At 70.5% G+C, this 23,071-nt stretch carries 23 protein-coding genes; 12 read left to right on the forward strand and 11 right to left on the reverse strand.

All coding sequences use genetic code 11. The features are described from left to right. Positions 1-8: 8 nt before the first annotated feature. Positions 9-797: a GntR family transcriptional regulator gene (locus ACZ67T_RS27120; protein ID WP_100595947.1), complete on the reverse strand. Its 789-nt coding sequence runs from the start codon at positions 795-797 to the stop codon at positions 9-11. A 302-nt stretch (positions 798-1,099) separates the two neighbouring features. Between ACZ67T_RS27120 and ACZ67T_RS27125 the strand changes: the two genes are divergently transcribed. The 4 genes from ACZ67T_RS27125 (at position 1,100) to ACZ67T_RS27140 (ending at position 5,804) form a co-directional block, all read left to right on the forward strand. Beyond that, on the forward strand, positions 1,100-2,380 hold the full coding sequence (locus ACZ67T_RS27125; protein ID WP_469987570.1) for an extracellular solute-binding protein: 1,281 nt from the start codon (positions 1,100-1,102) through the stop codon (positions 2,378-2,380). Positions 2,381-2,478: 98 nt separating this feature from the next. Next, entirely contained in the window at positions 2,479-3,465 is a 987-nt protein-coding gene (locus tag ACZ67T_RS27130) for a carbohydrate ABC transporter permease (RefSeq protein ID WP_469987571.1), read from the forward strand. Next, entirely contained in the window at positions 3,462-4,301 is an 840-nt protein-coding gene (locus tag ACZ67T_RS27135) for a carbohydrate ABC transporter permease (RefSeq protein WP_469987572.1), read from the forward strand. The genes ACZ67T_RS27130 and ACZ67T_RS27135 overlap by 4 nt, the downstream gene beginning before the upstream one ends. A gap of 9 nt (positions 4,302-4,310) precedes the next feature. Then, positions 4,311-5,804 (forward strand): glycoside hydrolase family 3 protein, encoded by a 1,494-nt coding sequence (locus tag ACZ67T_RS27140; RefSeq protein WP_469987573.1) that lies wholly within the window; start codon positions 4,311-4,313, stop codon positions 5,802-5,804. Between the two features lie 176 nt (positions 5,805-5,980). On the opposite strand, the gene nagB is transcribed toward ACZ67T_RS27140, so the two are convergent. Beyond that, complete coding sequence (gene nagB / locus ACZ67T_RS27145) at positions 5,981-6,766, reverse strand: glucosamine-6-phosphate deaminase (protein ID WP_469987574.1); 786 nt, start codon at positions 6,764-6,766, stop codon at positions 5,981-5,983. Between the two features lie 269 nt (positions 6,767-7,035). On the opposite strand from nagB, the gene ACZ67T_RS27150 reads away from it, so the two are divergent. After that, positions 7,036-8,106, forward strand: coding sequence for an SIS domain-containing protein (locus ACZ67T_RS27150; protein WP_469987575.1), 1,071 nt, complete (start codon positions 7,036-7,038; stop codon positions 8,104-8,106). 518 nt (positions 8,107-8,624) lie between these two features. Next, entirely contained in the window at positions 8,625-10,091 is a 1,467-nt protein-coding gene (locus ACZ67T_RS27155; RefSeq protein WP_469987613.1) for a sensor histidine kinase, read from the forward strand. Between the two features lie 247 nt (positions 10,092-10,338). Here ACZ67T_RS27155 and ACZ67T_RS27160 read toward each other — a convergent pair whose 3' ends face one another. Both ACZ67T_RS27160 and ACZ67T_RS27165 read right to left on the reverse strand, forming a co-directional pair. Next, positions 10,339-10,596: a WhiB family transcriptional regulator gene (locus ACZ67T_RS27160; protein WP_016639615.1), complete on the reverse strand. Its 258-nt coding sequence runs from the start codon at positions 10,594-10,596 to the stop codon at positions 10,339-10,341. Between the two features lie 318 nt (positions 10,597-10,914). After that, positions 10,915-11,883 carry a diacylglycerol/lipid kinase family protein gene (locus tag ACZ67T_RS27165; RefSeq protein ID WP_469987576.1) on the reverse strand — a complete coding sequence of 323 codons (969 nt, stop codon included), beginning with the start codon at positions 11,881-11,883 and terminating at the stop codon, positions 10,915-10,917. 127 nt (positions 11,884-12,010) lie between these two features. Between ACZ67T_RS27165 and ACZ67T_RS27170 the strand changes: the two genes are divergently transcribed. Then, positions 12,011-12,475 (forward strand): hypothetical protein, encoded by a 465-nt coding sequence (locus ACZ67T_RS27170; RefSeq protein WP_469987577.1) that lies wholly within the window; start codon positions 12,011-12,013, stop codon positions 12,473-12,475. Between the two features lie 21 nt (positions 12,476-12,496). Here ACZ67T_RS27170 and ACZ67T_RS27175 read toward each other — a convergent pair whose 3' ends face one another. The 3 genes from ACZ67T_RS27175 to ACZ67T_RS27185 form a co-directional block, all read right to left on the reverse strand. After that, positions 12,497-13,543: an RNA polymerase sigma factor SigF gene (locus tag ACZ67T_RS27175; protein WP_469987578.1), complete on the reverse strand. Its 1,047-nt coding sequence runs from the start codon at positions 13,541-13,543 to the stop codon at positions 12,497-12,499. Then, complete coding sequence (locus ACZ67T_RS27180; protein ID WP_469987579.1) at positions 13,540-13,953, reverse strand: ATP-binding protein; 414 nt, start codon at positions 13,951-13,953, stop codon at positions 13,540-13,542. Before ACZ67T_RS27180 ends, ACZ67T_RS27175 begins: the two co-directional genes overlap by 4 nt. Before the next feature lie 256 nt (positions 13,954-14,209). Beyond that, the gene (locus ACZ67T_RS27185) at positions 14,210-14,470 is read right to left on the reverse strand and encodes a UBP-type zinc finger domain-containing protein (protein WP_469987580.1); all 261 of its coding nucleotides are present in this window, start codon (positions 14,468-14,470) and stop codon (positions 14,210-14,212) included. A gap of 53 nt (positions 14,471-14,523) precedes the next feature. On the opposite strand from ACZ67T_RS27185, the gene ACZ67T_RS27190 reads away from it, so the two are divergent. Continuing rightward, the gene (locus tag ACZ67T_RS27190; RefSeq protein WP_469987581.1) at positions 14,524-16,122 is read left to right on the forward strand and encodes a Na+/H+ antiporter; all 1,599 of its coding nucleotides are present in this window, start codon (positions 14,524-14,526) and stop codon (positions 16,120-16,122) included. A gap of 7 nt (positions 16,123-16,129) precedes the next feature. Here ACZ67T_RS27190 and ACZ67T_RS27195 read toward each other — a convergent pair whose 3' ends face one another. The 3 genes from ACZ67T_RS27195 to ACZ67T_RS27205 form a co-directional block, all read right to left on the reverse strand. Continuing rightward, positions 16,130-17,056: a 1-aminocyclopropane-1-carboxylate deaminase/D-cysteine desulfhydrase gene (locus tag ACZ67T_RS27195; RefSeq protein WP_469987582.1), complete on the reverse strand. Its 927-nt coding sequence runs from the start codon at positions 17,054-17,056 to the stop codon at positions 16,130-16,132. 48 nt (positions 17,057-17,104) lie between these two features. Beyond that, the gene (locus ACZ67T_RS27200; protein ID WP_469987583.1) at positions 17,105-17,695 is read right to left on the reverse strand and encodes an N-acetylmuramoyl-L-alanine amidase; all 591 of its coding nucleotides are present in this window, start codon (positions 17,693-17,695) and stop codon (positions 17,105-17,107) included. 176 nt (positions 17,696-17,871) lie between these two features. After that, positions 17,872-18,105 carry a hypothetical protein gene (locus ACZ67T_RS27205; protein WP_469987584.1) on the reverse strand — a complete coding sequence of 78 codons (234 nt, stop codon included), beginning with the start codon at positions 18,103-18,105 and terminating at the stop codon, positions 17,872-17,874. A 211-nt stretch (positions 18,106-18,316) separates the two neighbouring features. Between ACZ67T_RS27205 and ACZ67T_RS27210 the strand changes: the two genes are divergently transcribed. The 3 genes from ACZ67T_RS27210 to ACZ67T_RS27220 all read left to right on the forward strand — a co-directional run bounded on the left by ACZ67T_RS27210 (position 18,317) and on the right by ACZ67T_RS27220 (position 21,621). Then, on the forward strand, positions 18,317-19,723 hold the full coding sequence (locus ACZ67T_RS27210) for a family 2B encapsulin nanocompartment shell protein (RefSeq protein WP_469987585.1): 1,407 nt from the start codon (positions 18,317-18,319) through the stop codon (positions 19,721-19,723). A 5-nt stretch (positions 19,724-19,728) separates the two neighbouring features. Beyond that, positions 19,729-20,829 (forward strand): family 2 encapsulin nanocompartment cargo protein polyprenyl transferase, encoded by a 1,101-nt coding sequence (locus tag ACZ67T_RS27215; protein WP_469987586.1) that lies wholly within the window; start codon positions 19,729-19,731, stop codon positions 20,827-20,829. A 183-nt stretch (positions 20,830-21,012) separates the two neighbouring features. After that, the gene (locus ACZ67T_RS27220; RefSeq protein WP_469987587.1) at positions 21,013-21,621 is read left to right on the forward strand and encodes a GNAT family N-acetyltransferase; all 609 of its coding nucleotides are present in this window, start codon (positions 21,013-21,015) and stop codon (positions 21,619-21,621) included. A 39-nt stretch (positions 21,622-21,660) separates the two neighbouring features. Here the strand turns inward: ACZ67T_RS27220 and ACZ67T_RS27225 are convergent, their stop codons facing one another. Beyond that, positions 21,661-22,251 carry a TetR/AcrR family transcriptional regulator gene (locus ACZ67T_RS27225; RefSeq protein WP_469987588.1) on the reverse strand — a complete coding sequence of 197 codons (591 nt, stop codon included), beginning with the start codon at positions 22,249-22,251 and terminating at the stop codon, positions 21,661-21,663. A 150-nt stretch (positions 22,252-22,401) separates the two neighbouring features. On the opposite strand from ACZ67T_RS27225, the gene ACZ67T_RS27230 reads away from it, so the two are divergent. Then, the gene (locus ACZ67T_RS27230) at positions 22,402-23,001 is read left to right on the forward strand and encodes a dihydrofolate reductase family protein (RefSeq protein WP_469987589.1); all 600 of its coding nucleotides are present in this window, start codon (positions 22,402-22,404) and stop codon (positions 22,999-23,001) included. Positions 23,002-23,071: the final 70 nt, after the last annotated feature.

Raw genomic sequence — 23,071 nt, forward strand, 5'->3', positions numbered from 1 at the left:
GACGTCCGTCAGTCCGTCGGGCGCTTGAGGCGGGCCACGAACTTGTAGCGGTCGCCCCGGTACACCGAGCGCACCCACTCGACGGGCTGCCCGGTGCCGTCCACGGAGTGCCGCGACAGCATCAGCATGGGCAGGCCCACGTCCGTGCCGAGCAGGCCCGCCTCGCGCGGGGTCGCCAGGGACGTCTCGATGGTCTCCTCGGCCTCGGCCAGGCGTACGCCGTAGACCTCGGCGAGCGCCGTGTACAAGGACGTGTACTTGACCAGGGAGCGGCGCAGCGCGGGGAAGCGCTTGGCCGACAGGTGCGTCGTCTCGATGGCCATCGGCTCGCCGCTCGCGAGACGGAGCCGCTCGATGCGCAGGACGCGCCCGCCCGCCGTGATGTCGAGGAGCCCGGCGAGGGTGTCGTCGGCGGTCACATAGCCGATGTCCAGGAGCTGCGAGGTGGGTTCCAGGCCCTGGGCGCGCATGTCCTCGGTGTACGAGGTCAGTTGCAGCGCCTGCGAGACCTTGGGCTTGGCGACGAACGTGCCCTTGCCCTGGATGCGTTCGAGCCGGCCCTCGACGACCAGTTCCTGAAGGGCCTGGCGCACGGTCGTGCGGGAGGTGTCGAACTCGGCGGCGAGGGTGCGCTCGGGCGGGACCGGTGTGCCCGGGGGCAGCGTCTCGGTCATGTCCAGCAAGTGCCGCTTCAGGCGGTAGTACTTGGGCACACGCGCGGTGCGGCCCGCTGCGGGTGCCTCCGCCGTCGTGGCGCCGCCCGCATCGGTTCCGCTGCTGCCCGCATGGGTGCCCATGGCCCGCCTTCCCGGCTCCTGTGGTGCTGCCGTCACCGGCTCCTCCGTCTGTCGCGGCTCACATCGTGGCACGGCCCTCCCCGGGGGAGCCGTGCTCCCTCAGGTGTCGGTCCGATAACGGACGTGACAGCCCTTCTTATACACCCTTGACACCCCTAAAGGTCTAGGCCAAGCTCCGGGTACTGGTCTACACCATTAAAGACCAGGTCCCAGTCCCACGTGCAGTACCACGTCGAGTTTGTTGTGTTCGTCGTATCCGTCGTTGTGGGCGGGGGGTTGCTGGCATCCCTGAGGAGGGTGACGTGAAGCGCAGGCTCATTGCGGCTATCGGTGTCGCGGGCATGTTGGTTTCGATCGCGGCTTGTGGCAGTGGTGATGACGGCAGCACGGACAAGAAGGCCGGAGCCGACGGCTACAAGGGGCAGACGCTGACCGTGTGGGCCATGGACGGCTCCACGCCGGACACCTGGCAGAAGGACGTCACGGCGGCCTTCGAGAAGAAGACCGGCGCGAAGCTGAAGATCGAGATCCAGCAGTGGAACGGCATTCAGCAGAAGCTGACCACCGCCCTGTCCGAGGAGAACCCGCCGGACGTCTTCGAGGTCGGCAACACACAGACCCCCGCCTACGCCAAGACCGGCGGCCTCGCCGACCTCTCCGACCTCAAGTCGTCCCTCGGCGCCGACTGGGCCGAGTCGATGAACAAGTCCGCGGTCTCGGACGGCAAGCAGTACGCCGCCCCGTGGTTCGTCGTGAACCGCGTCGTCATCTACAACAAGAAGATCTGGGCCGACGCCGGCATCAAGGACCTCCCCAAGACGCGCGACGAGTTCTACAAGGACCTCCAGACCATCGGCAAGAAGACGGACGCCGAGCCGATCTACCTGCCCGGGCAGAACTGGTACCACTTCGTCGGCCTGACCATCGGTGAGGGCGCCGAGCTCGTCAAGAAGGACGGCGACAAGTACGTCTCCAACCTGGCCGACCCCAAGGTGGGCGCCGCCATGGAGACGTACAAGAAGTTCCAGGCGCTGTCCAAGGCCCCCAAGGACAAGGACGAGGCGACCCCGCAGCAGGCCGAGGTCTTCGCCAAGGGCAAGACCGGCTCCTTCATCGGCATGGGCTGGGAGTCCGCCCTCGCCATCAAGGCCAACCCGAAGATCGAGAAGGAGATCGGCTACTTCACCGTTCCGGGTGCCACGGCCGACAAGCCCGAGGGCGTCTTCCTCGGCGGCTCCAACCTCGCCGTCGCCGCGGGCAGCAAGAAGCAGGACCTCGCCAAGGAGTTCCTGAAGATCGCGCTCTCCGACAAGTTCGAGGGCCAGCTCGCCAAGGAAGGCGGCGTGATCCCCAACAAGGAGGCGCTGCAGTCCAACCTCAAGGGCAACGCGGCCGCCGAGGCCGCCGCTCCCGCCGCCGCCGGCGGCGGCACCACCCCGCTGATCCCGGAGTGGGCCCCGGTCGAGAACGCTCCCAACCCGGTCAAGACCTACATGACCGCGGTGCTGAAGGGTAAGTCCCCGGCCGCCGCCGCCAAGCAGGTCGAGGCCGAGTTCAACAAGCGCCTCTCGCAGAAGCAGTAAGGCAGCGACAGGCCCCGCGGGGACGGAGCGCGGCCATGCGCCCTCCGCCCCCGCGGGGTTCACGGCGTCCCGGCAGGCCCAGAAAAGAGATGGCGAGCATGACCGTGCAGACCGAACGGCCGCCCTCCGGCCCGGCGGAGGTCCTGAAAGCGGACGGCGGGGGATCCGGCGGACCGAGAAAGCAGGCCCGCGCACGGGCCGGGGCGCTCGCGCCCTATCTGCTGCTGCTTCCCGCGGTCGCGGCCACCGTGCTGCTCCTCGGCTGGCCGCTGCTCAAGGACGGGCTCCTGTCGTTCCAGAACCTCAACATGGGGCAGCTGATCCAGCATGTCACCGAGTGGAACGGCTTCGACAACTACCAAGAGGTACTGACCAGTTCGGACTTCTGGCGGGTGACCGGACGCTCCATCGTCTTCACCCTCGTCAACGCCGTCCTGATCATGGTGCTCGGCACCCTCGTCGGCCTGCTCCTCGCCCGGCTCGGCAGGCGCATGCGCGTCCTGCTCCTCGTCGGGCTCGTGCTCGCCTGGGCGATGCCCGTCGTCGCCGCGACCACCGTCTACCAGTGGCTGTTCGCGGAGCGCTTCGGCGTCGTCAACTGGGTCCTCGACAAGCTCGGCTGGCACTCCATGGCCGACTACAGCTGGACCGGCACCCAGATGTCGACGTTCTTCGTCGTCACCGTGCTGATCGTCTGGATGTCGATCCCGTTCGTCGCGATCAACCTCTACGCCGCGACGACCACCATCCCCAAGGAGCTCTACGAAGCCGCGTCCCTCGACGGCGCCGGCCCCTGGAAGAGCTTCCTCTCGGTCACGCTGCCGTATCTGCGGCCCTTCCTCTACGCGACGACGTTCCTCGAGATCATCTGGGTCTTCAAGGCGTTCGTCCAGGTCTTCACGATCAACGGTGGCGGCCCCGACCGGCTCACCGAGATCCTGCCCGTGTACGCGTACATCGAGGGCGTCGGCAACCAGCACTTCGGCATGGGCGCGGCGATCGCCGTCCTGACGATCCTGATCCTGCTCGTGCTGACCGCCTACTACCTCCGGATCGTGCTCAAGCAAGAGGAGGACGAGCAGTGAAGCGCTCCGCTTCGTCGACGTTCCGCCGTGCCTGGCCCAACGTGACGGCCGTGATCCTGTTCGTCGGCTTCGTCTTCCCGGTCTACTGGATGTTCGCCACGTCGCTCAAGCCGACCGGCGACATCATCAGCGAGAACCCCGTCTGGTTCCCGACCGACATCACGTTCGAGCACTTCAGGACGGCGTTCGGCGCCGACAACTTCTGGACGCTGGTGCGCAACTCGGTCACCGTGACCGTGCTCGCGGTCGTCTTCTCGCTGATCATCGGCCTGGCCGCGTCGTTCGCCCTGGCGCGGATGCGGTTCAAGGGCCGCCGCGGCTTCATCATCGGGTTCATGCTGGCCCAGATGGCGCCCTGGGAAGTCATGGTCATCGCGATCTACATGATCGTGCGCGACGCGTCGATGCTGAACAGCCTCGTCCCGCTGACCCTCTTCTACATGGTGATGATCCTGCCCTTCACCCTCCTCACGCTGCGCGGCTTCGTCGCCGCCGTGCCCAGGGAGCTGGAGGAGTCCGCGATGGTCGACGGCTGCACCCGCATGCAGGCCTTCCGCAGGGTGATCCTGCCGCTGCTCGCGCCCGGCCTGATGTCGACGTCGATGTTCGGCTTCATCACCGCCTGGAACGAGTTCCCGATGGTCCTCGTCCTCAACAAGTCGCCCGAGGCACAGACGCTGCCGCTGTGGCTCTCCAGTTTCCAGACCGCGTTCGGCGACGACTGGGGTGCGACCATGGCCGCGTCCTCGCTCTTCGCGATCCCGATCCTGATCCTCTTCGTCTTCCTGCAGCGCAGGGCCGTCAGCGGCCTCACCGACGGCGCCGTGAAGGGATAACACCGCCAGATGACGACACTCACCGCACGCGGCACCGACACCCTCACCCGTGACGCGCTCACCGTCCTCCAGCCCGGCTTCACCGGCACCAGCGCCCCCGACTGGCTGCTGCGCCGGCTCGGCGAAGGCCTGGCCTCCGTCGGCCTGTTCGGCCGCAACATCGCCTCGCCCGGGCAACTCGCCGCCCTGACGGCCCAGTTGCGCGCGGAGCGCGACGACGTCCTGGTCGCCATCGACGAGGAGGGCGGGGACGTGACCCGCCTGGAGGTGCGCTCCGGCTCCTCGTTCCCCGGCAACCACGCTCTCGGCGCCGTCGACGACGTGGAGCTCACCCGGTCCGTCGCCGCCGAACTCGGCCGCCGCCTCGCCGCCTGCGGCGTCAACCTCAACTGGGCCCCGTCCGCGGACGTCAACTCCAACCCTGCCAACCCGGTCATCGGCGTACGGTCCTTCGGCGCCGACACCGGCCTCGTCTCGCGCCACACCGCCGCCTACGTCACCGGGCTCCAGTCCGTGGGCGTCGCCGCCTGCACCAAGCACTTCCCGGGCCACGGCGACACCGCCGTCGACTCGCACCACGACATGCCCCGCATCGACGTGGGCCTCGACGTGCTGCACGAGCGTGAACTCGCGCCGTTCCGCGCGGCGATCGCGGCCGGTACGCGCGCGGTGATGAGCGCCCACATCCTGGTCCCCGCCCTGGACCCGGACCGCCCCGCCACCCTCTCGCGCCGCATCCTGACCGGCCTGCTCCGTGAGGAGCTGGGTTACGAGGGGCTGATCGTCACCGACGGCATGGAGATGCAGGCCATCTCCGCCACGTACGGCATCGAGCGCGGCAGCGTCCTCGCCATCGCGGCCGGCGCCGACGCCATCTGCGTCGGCGGCGGGCTCGCCGACGACGACACGGTGCTGCGGCTGCGGGACGCGCTGGTCGCCGCGGTGCACGCGGGCGATCTGCCCGAGGAACGGCTCGCCGACGCCGCGGCGCGGGTGCGCTCGCTCGCCCGGTGGGCCTCGGTGCCGGGCGCGGCCGAGCACTCGGGGGGCGCGCCCGACACCGGGATCGGACTGGTCGCGGCGCGGCGGGCGGTGACCGTCACGCGCGGTGAGCACGCGGCCCCGGTCACCGAGGCGCCGTACGTCGCCGCCTTCACGCCCGTCGCCAATATCGCCGTGGGCGACGAGACGCCGTGGGGCGTCGCCGCCGAACTGGAGCGGCTGCTGCCCGGCACGGAGACCGGCAGCTTCTCCGGCGCGGACGCGGGCGCCGCCGCCCTGGCCGCGGCGGGGGAGAGGCGCATCGTCGCCGTGGTCCGCGACGCCCATCGGCACGCGTGGATGGCTCAGTCGCTGGACACGCTCCTCGCGGCCCGCCCCGACACGGTCGTGGTCGAGATGGGCGTACCGCAGGCGCCGCCCCGGGGAGCCCTCCACGTGGCGACACACGGCGCGGCCCGGGTGTGTGGCCTGGCCGCCGCCGAGGTGATCGTCGCCGGGTGAGCCGAGCGCCCCTTCGGGGGCGCGGGGCGGTGACGCGGTGCGGGTTTCGCCGCGTGGGCGCGACAAGCCGCGACGCTCCCGCCTCCCACAGACGACGGACGACGGACGACGGACATGAAGGTGCCGGTCACCCCTCACCAGGGGTGACCGGCACCTTCATGTCGTCCCGAACTCGCTTACAGCCCCTGCCAGTCGGGCTTGTTCACGTACGTGTGCCGGAAGTAGTCGGCAAGCTTCAGCTTCGACGCCGCCGCCTCGTCGACGACAACCGTCGCGTGCGGGTGCAGCTGAAGCGCCGACGCCGGCACCACAGAGGCCACCGGCCCCTCGACCGTCGCGGCCACGGCATCCGCCTTGCCCTCACCCGTGGCGAGCAGCACCAGATGCCGCGCCTCCAGGATCGTGCCGATGCCCTGCGTGATGACATGGCGCGGCACCTGGCTGAGGTCGCCGTCGAAGAAGCGCGCGTTGTCCGCGATGGTCTGCTGCGTCAGCGTCTTGATCCGCGTGCGGGAGGCGATCGACGAGCACGGCTCGTTGAAGCCGATGTGTCCGTCGGTGCCGATGCCGAGCAGCTGGAGATCCACACCGCCGGCAGCCGCGAGCGCCTTGTCGTACGCCTCGCAGGCCGCCTGTACGTCATCGGCGCTGCCGTCCGGGCCCATGAAGGAGCCCTCGCTCAGACCGAGCGGCTCGACGACCTCGCGCAGCACGGTCGCCCGGTAGGACTCGGGGTGTCCGGTCGGCAGACCCACGTACTCGTCGAGCTGGGCGATACGGGCTTTCGAGGCGTCGACCTCGCCGCCGCGGACCTTGGCCGCCAGCGCCTCGTAGATGGGCAGCGGGGTCGAGCCGGTGGCCACGCCGAGCAGGGCGTCGGGCTTGCGCCGCAGCAGCTGAGCCATCGCCTCGGCGATGAGCTCGCCGCCTGCCTTGGCGTCCGGGACGATCACAACTTCCACGCTGGGCCTGCCGATCTGGTCGAGGGTGTGATGTTGCGCATGTGGTATAGACCAATCTAGCAGAGGCGGCCCGGCCGGTCACGGGACGTACGACGCCGTCCGACCATGCTCGGCGCTCCCCGCACCGACGGCACCTCGAAGCGGCTCCTGGCGGCTGAGGCGGGCGTACGCACGACTCAGCCGCCAGAGTGGAAGGAGGCGGAAGGCAAGCCCGGCCGCCGGCCGTGCCCAGCCCGCCGCACTGGTGACCGCCCCGCCGAGGAGTCCGCATGACCGCCACCCCGTCGGCCCCGAAGAGCGAGCAACCGGGCCGGATCATGGCCCGCGAGATGGCCGAGCAGCCCGAGGTGCTGCGCCGCCTCCTGGACACCGGCGCTCCCCGCATCCACGAGGTCGCCCGGCGTGTCGCGGCACAGTCGCCCCGCTTCGTCCTGCTCACCGCCCGCGGCACCTCCGACAACGCCGCCCTGTACGCGAAGTACCTCCTGGAGATCCAGCTCGGGATGCCCTGCGGCCTGGCCTCGATGTCCACCACGACGGCGTACGGTGCCCGGCCCGACCTGCGCGACGTTCTTGTCGTCACCGTCAGTCAGTCGGGCGGTTCGCCCGACCTGGTGGCCTCCACGAAGGCGGCCCGCGCGGCCGGCGCGATCACCCTCGCGGTGACGAACAACCCGGACTCGCCGCTCGCCGCCGTCTCCGAGCACCACATCGACATCATGGCGGGACCCGAGAAGGCGCTCCCGGCCACGAAGACGTACACCGCGTCCCTGCTCGCGCTCTATCTCTTCGTCGAGGGGCTGCGCGGCGGCGACGGCTCACCCGCCGAGGTGCTGCCCGGCGTCGCCCAGCAGCTCCTGGCCCGCCAGGACGAGGTAAGCACCCTCGCCTCCCGCTACCGCTTCGCGAACCGCATGGTGATCACCTCGCGCGGCTACGGCTACCCGACGGCCAAGGAGGCCGCCCTGAAACTCATGGAGACCAGCTACATCCCGGCCCTGTCCTACTCGGGCGCCGACCTGCTGCACGGCCCGCTCGCCATGGTCGACAACATCTCGCCGGTCATCGCCGTCGTCACGGACGGCAAGGGCGGCCTCATGCTCCAGCCCGTCCTCGACCGGCTGCGCGGCCGAGGCGCCGACCTCGTCGTCATCGGCCCCGAGGCGCAGGTGGACCAGGCGTCGGCCGGCTTCGTCCTGCCGACCGCGGGCGTCGCGGAGGAGGTCCAGCCGGTCCTGGAGATCATCCCGCTCCAGTTCCTCGCGTACGAGGTCACCATCGCCCGCGGCCAGGACCCGGACGCGCCGCGCGCCCTGGCGAAGGTGACGGAGACGCACTGACCCCCGCCGCCTTCTCCGGCGCCCGCTATAGAATTCGCCGACTGAGACAGGCGGCGCCGATCTGTCCCGCACCACGGACATCGGCCCCCCGGTCTCTACGCGGCCTTCGGTGACAAGCGCGGCCGGCGGCAGGCCGGCAGTACCGCTTCAGAGGCCCGAATCCGGGCCGGTATCGCGGAACGGGAGCCTCCACCCGACGCGGACGCGGCGGCTCTGGCACGCTGGGTAGGGGCGGCAAAAACAAACATGGTCCAACGCATAGACATGACAGAATGGTCTAGTCCACAATGCGATGGTAAAAGCCTCCGCCCTCCCCGCACAGGAGGACGGACCGAGGAGCCGGCGCTCTCTGCCCTGACTGCGGCGGGTCCTCACACGGCCGGACGGGACCGCACACCCGACGGCTGTTGCAACTCCGGGCTGCGGTGCCGGGAGGGCTGAGGGTCCCTCCCAGGCGCCGCGGCCCGCGGGTGTCTTGGGGGCCCGACCCGCCAGGTACCCTCGGCTCCGTGCCCTCCATGAACGACCTCGTACGCCAGCACACGGCCCTCGGCGACACCGACCTCGAGTGGCTGCACCTGCTGGTCTCGGAGTGGCAACTGCTCTCCGACCTCTCCTTCGCCGACCTCGTGCTGTGGGTCCCCACGCTCGACGGCACCCGCTACGTCTCCGTGGCGCAGATGCGGCCCAACACCGGCCCTACCTCGTACCAGGACGACATGGTCGGCCATCTCGTCCCGCGCGGCCGCCGCCCGCTCCTGGACGCCGCCCTCGACGAGGGCCGCATCGTCCGCGAGGGCGACCCCGAGTGGCGCGAGGAGGTCCCGGTACGGGTCGAGTCCATCCCCGTACGCAGGGAAGGCCGCGTCCTGGGCGTGATCGCCCGCAACACGAACCTGCTCACGGTCCGCACCCCGTCGCGCCTCGAACTGACCTACCTCCAGTCGGCCTCCGACCTCGCCCAGATGATCGCGGCCGGGTCCTTCCCGTTCCCGGGCCAGCAGGTCGACATGGACGCATCCCCCCGCGTCGGTGACGGCCTCATCCGCCTCGACGCGGACGGCGTCGTCCAGTACGCGTCGCCGAACGCGCTCTCCGCGTACCACCGGCTCGGATTCTCCGCCGACCTGGTCGGGCACCACCTCGGCCGCACGACGGCCGAGCTCGCCCCGTCGCGCGGCCCCGTGGACGAGGCGCTCGCCAAGGTGGCAAGCGGCTGGGCCCCGCGCGAGTTCGAGATCGAGGGGGAGGAGGGGTCGATCCAGCTCCGCGCGATCCCCCTCAAGCCCAAGGGCACTCGCATCGGTTCGCTCGTCCTGCTGCGCGACGTCACCGAACTGCGCCGCCGCGAGCGGGAGTTGATCACCAAGGACGCGACCATCCGGGAGATCCACCACCGGGTGAAGAACAACCTCCAGACCGTCGCGGCTCTGCTCCGCCTCCAGGCGCGCCGGATCGACTCCGACAGCGGCCGCGAGGCCCTGGAGGAGGCGGTGCGCCGCGTCGGCTCCATCGCCATCGTCCACGAGACGCTCTCCCAGAACCTGGACGAGCGCGTGGAGTTCGACGAGATCGCCGACCGGGTGCTCGCCATGGTCGCGGAGATCTCGCCGGGCGTGGTCACGGGCCGGCGCACCGGCCGCTTCGGCATCCTGGACGCCGAGGTCGCCACGCCGCTGTCGATGGTCCTCACCGAAGTCCTGCAGAACGCCCTGGAACACGGCTTCCGGCAGGGCGACACCGGCACCGTCGAGGTCTCCGCGGTGCGCGGCGGCACCACCAAGGACGCCCGCCTGCTGATCACCGTCACCGACGACGGCGTCGGCCTGCCCGAGGGCTTCGACCCGAAGCGCGCCGGCAACCTGGGCCTGCAGATCGTGCGCACGCTGGTCGAGGGTGAGTTGAGCGGATCGTTCGACATGGTCCCGGCGCCCGGCCGCGGCACCCGGGTCGTCCTCGACATCCCGGTGGCCACCGACAAGTAGCCGGCCCGGCGTCGACAGACGTCGTGCCGACATGTCGACAAAGCCGCAAACGCCGGATCGACGCAGTCGCAAACGCCAGTGAGCCCCGGACCGTTGGGTCCGGGGCTCACTGTTCGCGTTGCCCGGGTCTACATCCCGGGCTGAGCCTGGGTGGAGCATCGGGGGTACTGCGCGCTGCGGCTCGGGGGCGGGAGTTGCGTACTCGCTGTACGCGCCGCCGGGCTCAGGCTCGTGGGGGGCGTGGGCGTCAGGCGCTGGCCTGGCGAGCACGGTTGCGGGCGGCGCGACGCTTCATTGCGCGGCGCTCGTCCTCGCTGAGGCCACCCCAGACGCCGGAGTCCTGGCCGGACTCGAGCGCCCACTGCAGGCACTGCTCCATGACGGGGCAGCGGCGGCAGACAGCCTTGGCTTCCTCGATCTGCAGCAGCGCAGGACCGGTGTTGCCGATAGGGAAGAAGAGCTCGGGGTCTTCTTCGCGGCAAACGGCGTTGTGACGCCAGTCCATGGCTGCTACCTCTCCTTGGTATTACGTGCGGGTTGCTTGTGAATGTGAACGCTTTCACGAATCCCCCGACAACGGAAGGGACTTTCGTCACATCTGCGACGATGTCCTGTGTGTTGAGGAGGGGGTTCGGGCTCTCTGTGGGGCCGATGTTGCGGGCCGTCCCGAGCGCCATGTAGAGATTCGCAAACCTCGGCGGCGGATACAACCCCTTCAGGAAAGTTTTTTTTGATTCCTCGGTGTCGGCTAGGTCACAGCCGTACTTCCATGGGGTGGATCCTGGCCCAAACGTTCGAGATAAAGGACTTTGGGCTCTTCCACTCACACAATCACACGCAGTGCACGGCGTACGCCTGTGAACGTCACGCTCGTTCGCAGCCCCAGGTGGTCACCGTCCATCTGGAGGGGCAGGGGGACCTTCGATTGCAAGGTGAAGTCGGTCAGGTCGTGCAGGGTGACGGCGTTCTTCCCGTGAGGTCCCCGGTCGGGCGTCGAGGTGAGCAGCTGGGTGCCGTAACGGGCCACCGCAGGGGCGGACAATTTCTTGAGTCCGAGCACGTCAAGGCCGGTGTCGAAGGACGCCTGAGGGGACGCGTAGAGCGGCCTGTTCCCCAGATATGACCATGGGGAGGTATTGCAGACTATGGACAGGACCAGATCGGTGACGGGGTCCTCACCCGGCCGGTCCAGTGTGATGGCGCCGTGCCGGCGGTCGTGTTCCCCGAGGAACTGGCGTACGACCTGACGCAAATAGAGCGCGTGTGTCGATCGCTTGCCGCGCTCGCGCTGCTGTTCGACGCGGCCGATGACGCCGCCGTCGAACCCGAGACCGGCACAGAACGTGAACCACCTGGACGGGGCGGCCTCGTCCTCCGTGCCCGGCGTGCCGCCCGCGCGGCCCAGGCCCACCGTTCGCTCCCGGCCTTCGCGCAGAGCGTCGAGCAGGGCGCCCGTCGCCTCCACCGCGTCGTTCGGCAGGCCGAGAGCGCGGGCGAAGACATTGGTGGAGCCGCCGGGGACGACGGCGAGGCGGGGAAGGCGGTCCGGATTCGGGCCGTGGTGCAGCAGGCCGTTCACGACCTCGTTGACCGTGCCGTCGCCGCCGAGGGCCACGACCAGCTCGATGTCCTTGCTCTCCGCTGCCTGCCGGCCGAGGTCTCTCGCGTGCCCGCGGTACTCCGTGGTGATCGCCTCGAGCTTCATCTCGCTCGCGAGCGCGTGGATCAGCACGTCACGCGTGCGCGCACTGGTGGTGGTTGCCGCCGGATTGACCACAAGGAGTGCACGCATGCGAAGCAGAGTACCTACCGGGTGGTACTCGGCCCAGACCGAGGTAGGAGTCGGGTAAGAGAGCAGGTGCCGCCGCGGCCCCACCCGGGGCGGCCGGGAGGTGTCGGCCGAGGGCTACCCTGCTCGGGTGACCTCAGAGCAGAACCCCAGCCCCGAAGACGCCGCGACCACCGACGGCGGCCCACGCCCCGGGCGGCTGACCGCGGCCGCCGCGCTGGCCGGTCTCGAGGGGGCCGCCCTGCTCGTCGGCGGCGTCTCCATGCTCGTCATGGGCCTCGCGGGTCACCCCGACGACCCCGAGCAGGCCGTGACCGGCGGTGTCACGCTCGCCGTCCTCGCGCTGCTGCCGCTGATCGCGGCGCGCGGGCTGCTGAAGCGGCGCAGGTGGAGCCGGGGGCCAGCGATCATCACGCAGATCATGGCGCTTCCGGTCGCCTACACGCTGCTCCAGGCCGACAGCGTGATGATCCCGGGCGGGATCGCGCTCGCCGTCGTCGCGGTGACGGCCCTGGTGCTCCTGGTCAACCCGGCCACCACACGGGCGCTCGGCATCGCGACGCCGGGCGCCGCGCAGGAGCGGAACCAGAAGTAGCCGGGCCGCACGCCCTGCGTCTCACTCCTCGACGAGGAGCTTCTCCCGAAGCTGGGCCAGGGTCCGGGCCAGCAGCCGGGAGACGTGCATCTGGGAGATGCCGACCTCCTGCGCGATCTGCGACTGCGTCATGTTCCCGAAGAAGCGAAGGAGCAGGATCCGCTTCTCGCGCGGCGGCAGGTCCTCCAGAAGAGGCTTGAGGGACTCGCGGTACTCGACGCCCTCGAGCGCCTCGTCCTCGGATCCCAGCGTGTCTGCCACGGCGGGCGACTCGTCGTCAGTGTCGGGGACGTCCAGGGACAGCGTGGAGTACGCGTTGGCCGACTCCAGGCCCTCCAGGACCTCCTCCTCCGAGATCGCCAGCTTCTCGGCGAGCTCGTGGACCGTGGGGGAGCGGCCGTGCAGCTGGGACAGCTCGGCCGTCGCCGTCGTCAGCGCGAGACGCAGCTCCTGAAGACGCCGCGGGACGCGCACCGCCCAGCCCTTGTCGCGGAAGTGCCGCTTGATCTCACCGACGACCGTCGGCGTCGCGTACGTGGAGAACTCCACGCCGCGCTCCGGGTCGAAGCGGTCCACCGACTTGATCAGGCCGATCGTGGCGACCTGGGTCAGGTCGTCGAGCGGCTCGCCGCGGTTGCGGAAGCGGCGGGCCAAGTGCTCGACGAGCGGCAGATGCATGCGGACCAGCTGATTGCGCAGGTCCGCGTATTCCGGGCTGCCGTCCTTCAGGGTGCGCAGCTCGATGAACATCAGCCGTGCGCCGCTGCGGTCCCGCGGATCGTGCGTGCGCTGCTGGTCACCGTGTCGCTCGTGCTCGCTCATCCATCCCGCCCGTCGCGCGTCCGGTCCTGCGGAGATCTTCTCTCCGCCGGCCGGCTCTGCCTGCTCCGACGCATCGGCCACCGCCGGCGGACCCGGCCGTTCGAGGTCCGCAGGGTCCTCCGGGTGCGGCCGGGCCTGCTGTTCGGGGATGCCGTCGGCAAGCCGCCGCGTCCCCTCCCCGCCGTCGGCCGGGAGGTCCTGTGTGCCGTGCTTCTCGTCCCGCACCGGCCCGTCCCCGTTCGTCACGCCGGCCCGGGACCCGCGCCGCGCTGTTTGTAGAGGCTGATCGAGACGGTGTTGTCGTCGGCGACCGTGGAGTCCACCTTGCCCGCGAGGGCCGACAGCACAGTCCAGGCGAAGGTGTCGCGCTCCGGGGCTCGGCCGTCGGTGGTGGGCGCCGAGACCGTCACCTCCAGCGAGTCGTCGACGAGGCGGAAGACGCAGCTGAGCACCGAGCCGGGCACGGCCTGCTGGAGCAGGATCGCGCACGCCTCGTCCACCGCGATGCGGAGGTCCTCGATCTCGTCGAGGGTGAAGTCCAAACGCGCCGCGAGGCCGGCCGTGGCCGTCCGCAGCACCGACAGGTAGGCACCCGCAGCCGGCAGCCGGACTTCTACGAAGTCCTGATCCCCGGGCTCGCCTGCGATCTGGGACACCCTCACCTCCATGGTGGTACAAGCACTTTCGGGCTCCGGAGGGTACGTCCCCCGGGTGACGCGCTATGTGTTCAGCGGTGACGCTACCGCGCGCCCAAGTCTCCTGTCCCGGGGACCCCCGGCCCGTTGGTGTCACTCATAGTAAGCCTATGAGTACGGACAGTGGCTAGAGGGTGTGCGGGCTCAATTGGAAAGAGCGGGCGCCGGGTTGACGTACCCAGGCCCCGCACGGTCGAACCGCAAACCGGTGCGGTCCTCAGACGAGCAGGTTGTCCACGAAGCACCAGCGCCAGCTCTCGCCGGGTTCGAACGTCCGCATCACCGCGTGTCCCGACTCTCCGAAGTGCTGCGTCGCGTGCTTCAGGGGTGAGGAGTCGCAGCAGCCCACATGCCCGCATTCCAGACAGAGCCGCAGCTGCACCGGGTGGCTGCCGGCCGCGCGGCACTCCAGGCAGGTGTCGCTCAGGGGTTCGGGCTCGGGGTGGGGCAGAGCGTCGACGTGCGGGCACTCGTTCATGATGGCCAGGTTACGACGGGCGGCGGCATGGCGGACGGTGGAGGGACGGGCTGATGGATGTATTGCCCCTGGTGGGACTGATTGCGGCGAGTGCGGCGGTCGCCGGGGCTGCGCGCCGGACCCCGGTACCCGCGCCGCTGCTGCTCGTCGCGGTCGGACTCGTGGCGTCGTACCTGCCCGGGGTGCCGCAGTACACCCTCGACCCGCACATCGTGCTGCCGCTGATCCTGCCGCCACTGCTCCACACCGCGGCCCTGGAGAGCTCGTACCTCGACCTGCGGGCCAACGTCAGGCCGGTCGCGCTGCTCTCCGTCGGGTACGTGCTGTTCGCGACCGTCGCCGTCGGCTGGCTCGCGTACGAGCTGATCCCCGATCTGCCGCTGACGGCCGCGCTGGTGCTCGGCGCGGTGATCGCCCCGCCGGACGCGGTCGCCGCGACGGCCATCGCCCGCAAGGTGGGGCTGCCCTCGCGGATCACGACGATCCTCCAGGGCGAGTCCCTGGTGAACGACGCGACCGCGATCACCGCCTACAAGGTCGCGCTGGCCGCCGCGGTCGGGGAGGGCGCGAGCTGGGCGGGCGGGATCAGGGAGTTCCTGATGGCATCGGTCGGCGGCGTCGGCGTCGGGCTCGTCCTGATGGTGCCGCTGCACTGGCTGCGGACGCACCTGAAGGAGGCGATCCTCCAGAACACGCTCTCCCTCCTCATCCCGTTCGTCGCCTACGCGGCCGCCGAGCAGGTCGGCGCCTCCGGAGTGCTCGCCGTGGTCACGGTCGCCCTCTACCTGGGGCACCACGCCTGGCAGGTCGACTTCGAGACGCGTCTCCAGGAGGCCGCCGTGTGGAAGGTGGTCGCCTTCATCCTGGAGTCGGCGGTCTTCGCGCTCATCGGCCTCCAGCTGCCCGTCGTCCTGAAAGACCTCGGCGAGTACAGCGTCGGTCAGGCCTTCGGGTACGCCGTCGCGGTCTTCGTGCTCGTCGTGGTGATGCGGTTCGTGTGGTCGTATCCCGCGACCTATCTGCCCTGGTGCCTGTCGGAGCGGATCAGGGAGCGGGAGCGGGACTCGGACTGGCGGCGGCCGCTCGTGGTGAGCTGGGCCGGCATGCGCGGTGTCGTGTCGCTCGCCATCGCCTTCTCGATCCCGCTCGTCGTCGACGACGGGAGCCCCTTCCCCGCTCGCAACCTGGTGCTCTTCCTGACCTTCACGACCGTGATCGGCACCCTCGTCGTGCAGGGGCTCTCGCTGCCCTGGCTGATCAGGGTCCTCAAGCTGCCGGGGCGCGATGCGCAGGCCGAGACGCTCGCCGAGGCGCAGGCGCAGAACGCCGCCTCACAGGCCGCCGAGGAGCGCGTGAACGAGTTGATGGAGGACGAGCGCAACTGTCTGCCCGAGCCGCTCGAGGACCGGCTGCGGACCGTCCTGGAGCGCCGCCGCAACTCCGTGTGGGAACGCCTCGGCCAGGTCAACCCGGTGACGGGGGAGTCCGCCGACGACACCTATCGCCGGCTCACGCGGGAGGCCATCGCGGCCGAGCGCGAGGTCTTCGTGCGGATGCGGGACGAGCGGCGGATCGACGACGAGATGATGCGCACGCTGCTGCGCAAGCTCGACCTGGAGGAGGCGGCTGCCTACCGGGAGGTCGACGACTGACCGGCTGCTACGGGGAGGGCGTTCCCGTCACGACGGCCATGAGCCGCGTGCCCGGCGCGAACGCGCCCTCCTCGGTGAGGGCGAGCAGCCCGTACAGCAGCTTGGCCACATAGAGGCGCTCCACGGGCACGCCGTGGCGCTGCTCGAAGTCCTCGGCGAAGGCGAGGAGGGCCGGTGTGGTGCGGCCGTAGCCGCCGCAGTGGAAGCGTTCGTCGAGGGACCAGTCGCCCCGCGGGCCGCCGAACGCCGCGTCCTGGAGGGTGCGTATCTCGTCGCCGAGAAAGCCGCCCTTCAGGACGGGTATGCCGAGTGTGCGCTGCCCCTCGCCGAGCCCGGCGGCCAGCCCGGCCAGCGTGCCGCCGGTGCCGCAGGCGACGCCCACCGCGTCGGCGGCCCCGCGCAACTCCTGCCCGAGCTCCGCGCAGCCGCGCACGGCCTCGGCGTTGCTGCCGCCCTCGGGGACGACGTAGGGCCTCTTCCCGTCACCGTCGGGCGGTGCCACCTCGCGCAGGATGCGCGCGAGCGTGGCCGGATCCCGCTTCTCCCGGTACGTCGTCCGGTCGACGAAGTGCAGACGCATGCCGTCGTCCGCGCAGCGCGCGAGAGAGGCGTTCAGCGGCTGTCCGGCGAGCTCCTGGCCGCGGACGACGCCGATGGTCCGCAGGCCCGTGAGACGGCCCGCGGCGGCCGTGGCGCGCAGGTGGTTGGAGTACGCGCCGCCGAACGTGAGCAGCGTGCCGTGGCCCGCGGCGGTCGCCGCTTCGAGGTTCGGGACCAGCTTGCGCCACTTGTTGCCGGGCAGGTCGGGGTGGATGAGGTCGTCGCGCTTGAGCAGGAGCCGCACCCCGTGACGGCGGAACCGGTCGTCGTCGACCGGCTCCACCGGCGAGGGCAGCCGGGGGTGCAGGGACGGGCGCGAGAGGTGCGGGATCACCTGCTCATTGTGCAAGCGGGTCGTCGCGGGCCGCGTGCCGGAGGGCGGCTACTTGAGCCGGTCGCGGATGCGCCCCCGCATCGAGGCCATCGTGAAGCCGCGCGGGTCGACCTTGCCCGGCTGCCACTCCAGGTGGCCGATCACCGACCTCTCCGTCCAGCCGTGATGGCGGCACACCGCGGCCGCCGCCCTCTCGATGGCCTCCAGCTGCGCGGCGGGCCACGGGTCGTCGCCGTCGCCGAGGTTCTCGCACTCGAAGCCGTAGAAGTGGCGGTTGCCGTCCGTGTTCGCCTCGTTGTCGTGGGGCAGCGCCTTCTCCGCGACGACCGCCCGCAGCACGTCGTCGTCGCCGAGACCTGCGTGGTTGGCCCGCCCGTAGCCGACGAGGTGGACGCGGCCGTCCTTCGTGATGACGCCGTGGCACAGCGGCCCCGGCAGGTCCGCGTGCCCCTTCCGGCAGAGGTCGACGGTCTGCTCGCTGCCCTTCGTCACGGTGTGGTGGATCATCACGCCGTTCACCGGGCCCCAGGGCCCCTTGTGGTTGCGGTTGTGGTGTCTCCAGTCGCCGACCTCGACGACCGTCAGGCCTTCACGCTTGAGGGCGTCCAGGAAACTGCTCGCGGACATGGGTGGGGCCACGGCCGCCTCCTTCGCGGGGTGCGACGGAAGCGGGGCGCGTCCGTCTCGTACGCCGCTTGTACCCGAACAGGCCCACCCGAACTACTTGTTCGCAACGTGTGCGAGCCGTTCCGGACATCGTGAGCCGTTCCGGGCAGCCGGGCCCACGGGCCGACCGGGAGGGAGGCGGGGCGGACTCAGGACCGCAGGAAGCCGTCCCCGTGCTCCGCGACGTGGTTCTCCAGGGCTCCGAGCGCGGACTGGGTCGCCTCAGGGGTGCCCGTGCCCTTGCGCTCCGCGTAGTACGCGGCGCCCAGCTTCTTCAGGAGGTCGCCGCCCGCCCGCTGCGCCTGCACCTCGTCCAGCTTCTGCTTGCCCTGCGTGAGCCCGCGCTGCGCCTGCTCCTTGGCGCGGTCCAGGAAGCCTGTCATTGCCGTCTCCTGTCATCGGTGCCTCGGTGTACCGGTTGAACGCCCGCCGGGATCTTGAAGTTCCTCCGTCGGGAAGTTCCCTACCCGGAAAAACGGGCATCGTGCCCTGTCCACTCTCGCCCAACCCCGCTCGTTTGTGTAATGGCGCGGCCACGGTGGGTGCTGGAAGTCTTGTCGCCGCAGGTCAGTTCTTGATCGGGAGGCAAAGCCCATGTCGGTAGGCGAAGAAGTCCGCACGGAGCAGGCCGGGCCCCAGCAGAGTCTCGGCACAACCGCCGCGCGGAATCTGGCCACCACCACCAAGTCCGCGCCACAGATGCAGGAGATCAGCTCCCGGTGGCTGCTGCGGATGCTGCCCTGGGTGAATGTGCAGGGCGGCACGTACCGGGTGAACCGGCGGCTCAGCTACTCGGTCGGTGACGGACGCGTGACGTTCGTCAAGACCGGAGACCAGGTGCGGGTCATCCCCGCGGAGCTCGGCGAACTGCCGGTGCTGAGGGACTACGGCGACCAGGAAGTGCTCGAGGAGCTCGCGGTGCGGTGCCGCCAGCGGGAGTACGCGCCGGGCGAGCTGCTCGCCTCGTTCGGCAGCCCGGCCGACGAGGTGTTCCTGCTCGCGCACGGCAAGGTCGAGAAGGTCGGCACGGGTCCCTACGGGGACGACGCGGTCCTGGGGGTCCTGGCCGACGGTGCGTACTTCGGCGAGCAGGCGCTGCTCGACCCGGACGCCATCTGGGAGTACACGGCGCGCGCGGTGACCGCGTGCACCGTGCTCACGCTGCCGCGCCAGGACCTGGAGCAGGTCGCGGAGCGCTCCGAGACCCTCGCCGGCCACCTGGGAGCGCTGCGGACCATCCCCGCGCAGCGCGCGAACAAGTTCGGCGAGAAGCAGATCGACGTCTCCGCCGGCCACGTCGGCGAGGCGGTGCTCCCGGGCACGTACGTCGACTACGACGCGGCGCCGCGCGAGTACGAGCTGAGCGTCGCCCAGACCGTCCTGCGCATCCACTCGCGCGTGGCGGACCTCTACAACCAGCCGATGAACCAGACGGAGCATCAGCTCCGGCTCACCGTCGAGGCGCTGAAGGAGCGCCAGGAGCACGAACTCATCAACAACCGGGAGTTCGGTCTGCTCAACAACTGCGAGTACGAGCAGCGGCTCCAGCCGCACGACGGCGTGCCCAGTCCGGACGACATGGACGAGCTGCTCAGCCGCCGCCGGGGATCCAAGCTGTTCCTCGCCCACCCGCGCGCCATCGCCGCGTTCGGGCGCGAGTGCAACAGGCGAGGGCTCGTCCCGGAGTCCGTCGACGTGGGCGGCAACCGCATTCCGACCTGGCGCGGGGTGCCGATCTTCCCGAGCAACAAGATCCCCGTGTCCGACGCGCGCACGACGTCGATCATCTGCATGCGTACCGGCGAGGAGGAGCAGGGCGTCATCGGCCTCCAGCAGTCGGGCATCCCGGACGAGATCGAGCCGAGCCTGTCGGTGCGGTTCATGGGCATCAGCGAGCAGGCGATCATCTCGTACCTGGTGACGACGTACTACTCGGCGGCGGTGCTCGTGCCGGACGCGCTCGGCGTCCTGGAGAACGTCGAGATCGGCAGGTGGCGTTGAAACTCATGGCGCAGACGAAGCAGTCCATAGCGGGGCGGCAGCAAGGGGGACCGGGCGAAGAGGCGGCAGCCGACGGCCAGGAGGCGGCGGTGATCCTGGCGCAGGCCAGGGCGCAGGTCGACCCGGAGCTGCGCGGGGCCGTGGAGACGCTGCCCACGTCGCTGCGCCGCATCGCGCGCTACCACTTCGGGTGGGAGCACGCGGACGGCACCGCGGCCACGGAGCCCCCGGGCAAGGCCATCAGGCCGGCGCTCGTCCTCGCCGCGGTACGGGCGCTCGGGGGCGCCCCGGAGCTCGCCGTGCGGGCGGCAGCGGCCGTGGAACTCGTCCACAACTTCACGCTCCTGCACGACGACGTCATGGACCGGGACACCACGCGCAGGCACCGGCCGACGGCATGGACCGTCTTCGGGGACGCCGACGCGATCCTGGCGGGCGACGCGCTCCAGGCGCTCGCGCAGCGGCTGCTCGCCGAGGACCCGCACCCGGCGGCCCGGCCGGCGGCGGCCCGGATCGCGGCCTGTGTGATGGAGCTGTGCGAGGGCCAGGTCGCCGATGTCGCCCTGGAGAGGCGCGAACCGGACGAGGTCACGCTGGACGAGTGCCTCGTCATGGCGGAGGCGAAGACGGGCGCGCTGCTCGGCTGCGCCTGCGCGGTCGGGGGGCTGTACGCGGGGGCCGGAGAGGAGGAGGTCGAGGCCCTCGACGGGTTCGGCAGGCAGGCAGGGCTCGCGTTCCAGCTGATCGACGACGTCATCGGGATCTGGGGGGATCCGGCCCGTACGGGCAAGGCGGCGGGCGCCGATCTCGCGGTGCGCAAGAAGTCGCTGCCGGTGGTCGCGGCGCTGGCCTCGGGAACGCCGGAAGCCGGTGAACTGGCCTCGCTCTACGGGGTCGTGGGACCGGACGACGGTCCGCCGAAGGAGGGGGAGCTGGAGGCCATGGCGCTGGTCGTCGAGCGCGCCGGGGGGCGTGACTGGGCGCAGCTGCACGCGGCGGACCGGATGTCCCGGGCGGTGCACCAGCTGTCCCGGGCGGTCCCGGCTCCGGAGGCCGCGGACGGCCTGCTGTCGCTGGCCGAGTTCGTGACGCGGCGCAGCCACTAGGGGAAACCGGACGCAGGGGAAGGGAGTTGGCAAGCGTTGCGGGCCCCGCGCTCCGTCAGGAGCTTGGGGCCCGCACGTGCGTACGGAACCGATCGCCTAGGCTGCAGCGGGCCGGCGCGTGGCGGCCGACCGGCGCAGGGAGACGGCCCGTCGAGGCGGGCCACGACGTGAGGGGGCAGGGCCATGGGCGTGGCGATCCGGAGGGCCGCGGAGGGCGATCGGCCGCACCTTGTGCGGCTGCTCGACGAGGCGTTCATGGACGACCCGGTGAGCGGCTGGGTCTTTCCCGGCCTGGCGCACCGGCGCCGCAGGCACGCCGGACTCATGGCGGCCTTCATCGACATCTCGCTGAGCGAGGGCTATGTCGACATCACCGAGGACGGCGCCGCGGCCGCGCTCTGGCTCTCGGTGCCGGCCCGGCCGGACGGCTCGGCCGAGGACGAGGACGACGACGGCCCCGCGCAACTGCGCGCCGCCGTGGACCCGGACAACGCACGGGTCGAGGAGATCGGCCGGCTGACCGCGGGGGCCCACCCGAGCGACCGCGCGCACGAGTACCTGTGGATGATCGCCGTGGACCCGGCGCGGCAGGGCCAGGGCCTCGGCACCGCGCTGACGCAGCCCGTCCTCGACCGCTGCGACCGCGAGGGCATGGCGGCGTATCTGGAGGCGAGCAGCGACCGCAGCCGTCTGCTGTACGAGCGGCTCGGCTTCACGTGCACCGGCAGCGGGATCGCACTCCCGGACGGGCCGACGATGTGGCCCATGTGGCGTGATCCACAACGGATTTGAGAGCATCGCTCGGCGTCTGGCCGCCAAGGCTGCAGGCGGCTACTCCTGCGGCACGATCGTGCGGACGATCCGGTCCATGAGGCCTTCGGGGACGCTCACGCCGGGCACGGCGCCGTCCAGCATCCCCGGCATCGTCAGGTGTTCCAGGATGAGCCCCAGCGCGGCGAGATAGAGCACGGTCACCGTCTCCGCGCTGCCGGGGAGCCCCGACTCGGTGTGGAACGAGATGCCGAAGTCGAGGTCGCCGCGGAGCGATTTCATGAGGGACGCGCGCAGTTCGGGCCGGCGCCCCGCCTCCAGGCGCATCTCCATCATGGCCAGATGGCCGGTGCGGTCTCGCTGGGCGCGGCCGAGCAGATCGTGCATGAACGCCGCGACCAGCTCGCGGTCCCGCGGCCGCTCGAGGAGTTCCGCCACCACCGCCGGGTCCGGGGCCAGCCGCTCGTGCAGCCATGCGTCGATCTGGTGCAGCAGGTCGTCCCGGCTGGTGAAGTAGTTCGACGAGGTGCCCGTGGGGACGCCTGCTGCTGCGTCCACCGCGCGGAAGGTCAGGCCGCGCGCGCCCTCGGCCGCGAGTACCTCCACCGCGGCGTTCACCAGGGCCACCCTGCGCTCCGCGTTCCGTGCCATCTGCCCGCTCCTCTTGACCGTGGACCCTGAAAACCCCTTGCAACCACTACAGGTGAAGCACTGTAACTGCAGTTGTTCGAGCGGGCCAAGGAGCCGAAGCGGCGCAGCGGCTCGCCCGGACGCCCCTGTCATCTGCGGAAAGAGCCCCACTTGCGAAAGCTCACGTACTTCGTCGCCGTGTCGATCGACGGTTTCATCGGCGGTCCCGACGGAGACGCGAACGCCTTCATGCCCTTCGTGGACGAGGAGTTCCTGGAGTTCCTCACGACCGATTACCCCGAGACCGTCTCGGCCGAGGGCCGGCGGATCCTCGGTCTGGGACACCTGGCCAACAAGCGGTTCGACACCGTCATCCAGGGCCGGGCCAGCTACCAGGTCGGCCTCGACGCCGGCCTGACCAGCCCTTACGGGCACCTGCGCGAGTACGTAGCGGCGCGCTCGATCGAGAAGTCCCCCGACCCGAACGTGGAGATCGTCGCCGATGACGTCGTCGGGAAGATCCGCGCACTGAAGGCGGAAGACAGTGAGTTGGGCATCTGGCTGTGTGGCGGCGCGACGCTCGCCGGCGTGCTGGCCGACGAGGTGGACGAGCTGGTGATCAAGACGTACCCGCTGGTGTTCGGCTCGGGCATGCCGATGTTCGGCTCCGGTTTCGCGATCGGCGAGTTCGCGCTGGAGGAGAACCGGACGTTCGGCAACGGCGTGATCGTGCGGACGTACAGCAGGAAGAGGCCGGGTAGCCCCGGCTAGAATTTTTTTCCGGGCGGTGTCGAGAACGCTGCTGCCGCTCCGACGTCTCCAGTGAAGCCGCCCGCGCCCG

It is taken from the genome of Streptomyces sp. NPDC107517, from assembly GCF_055582645.1.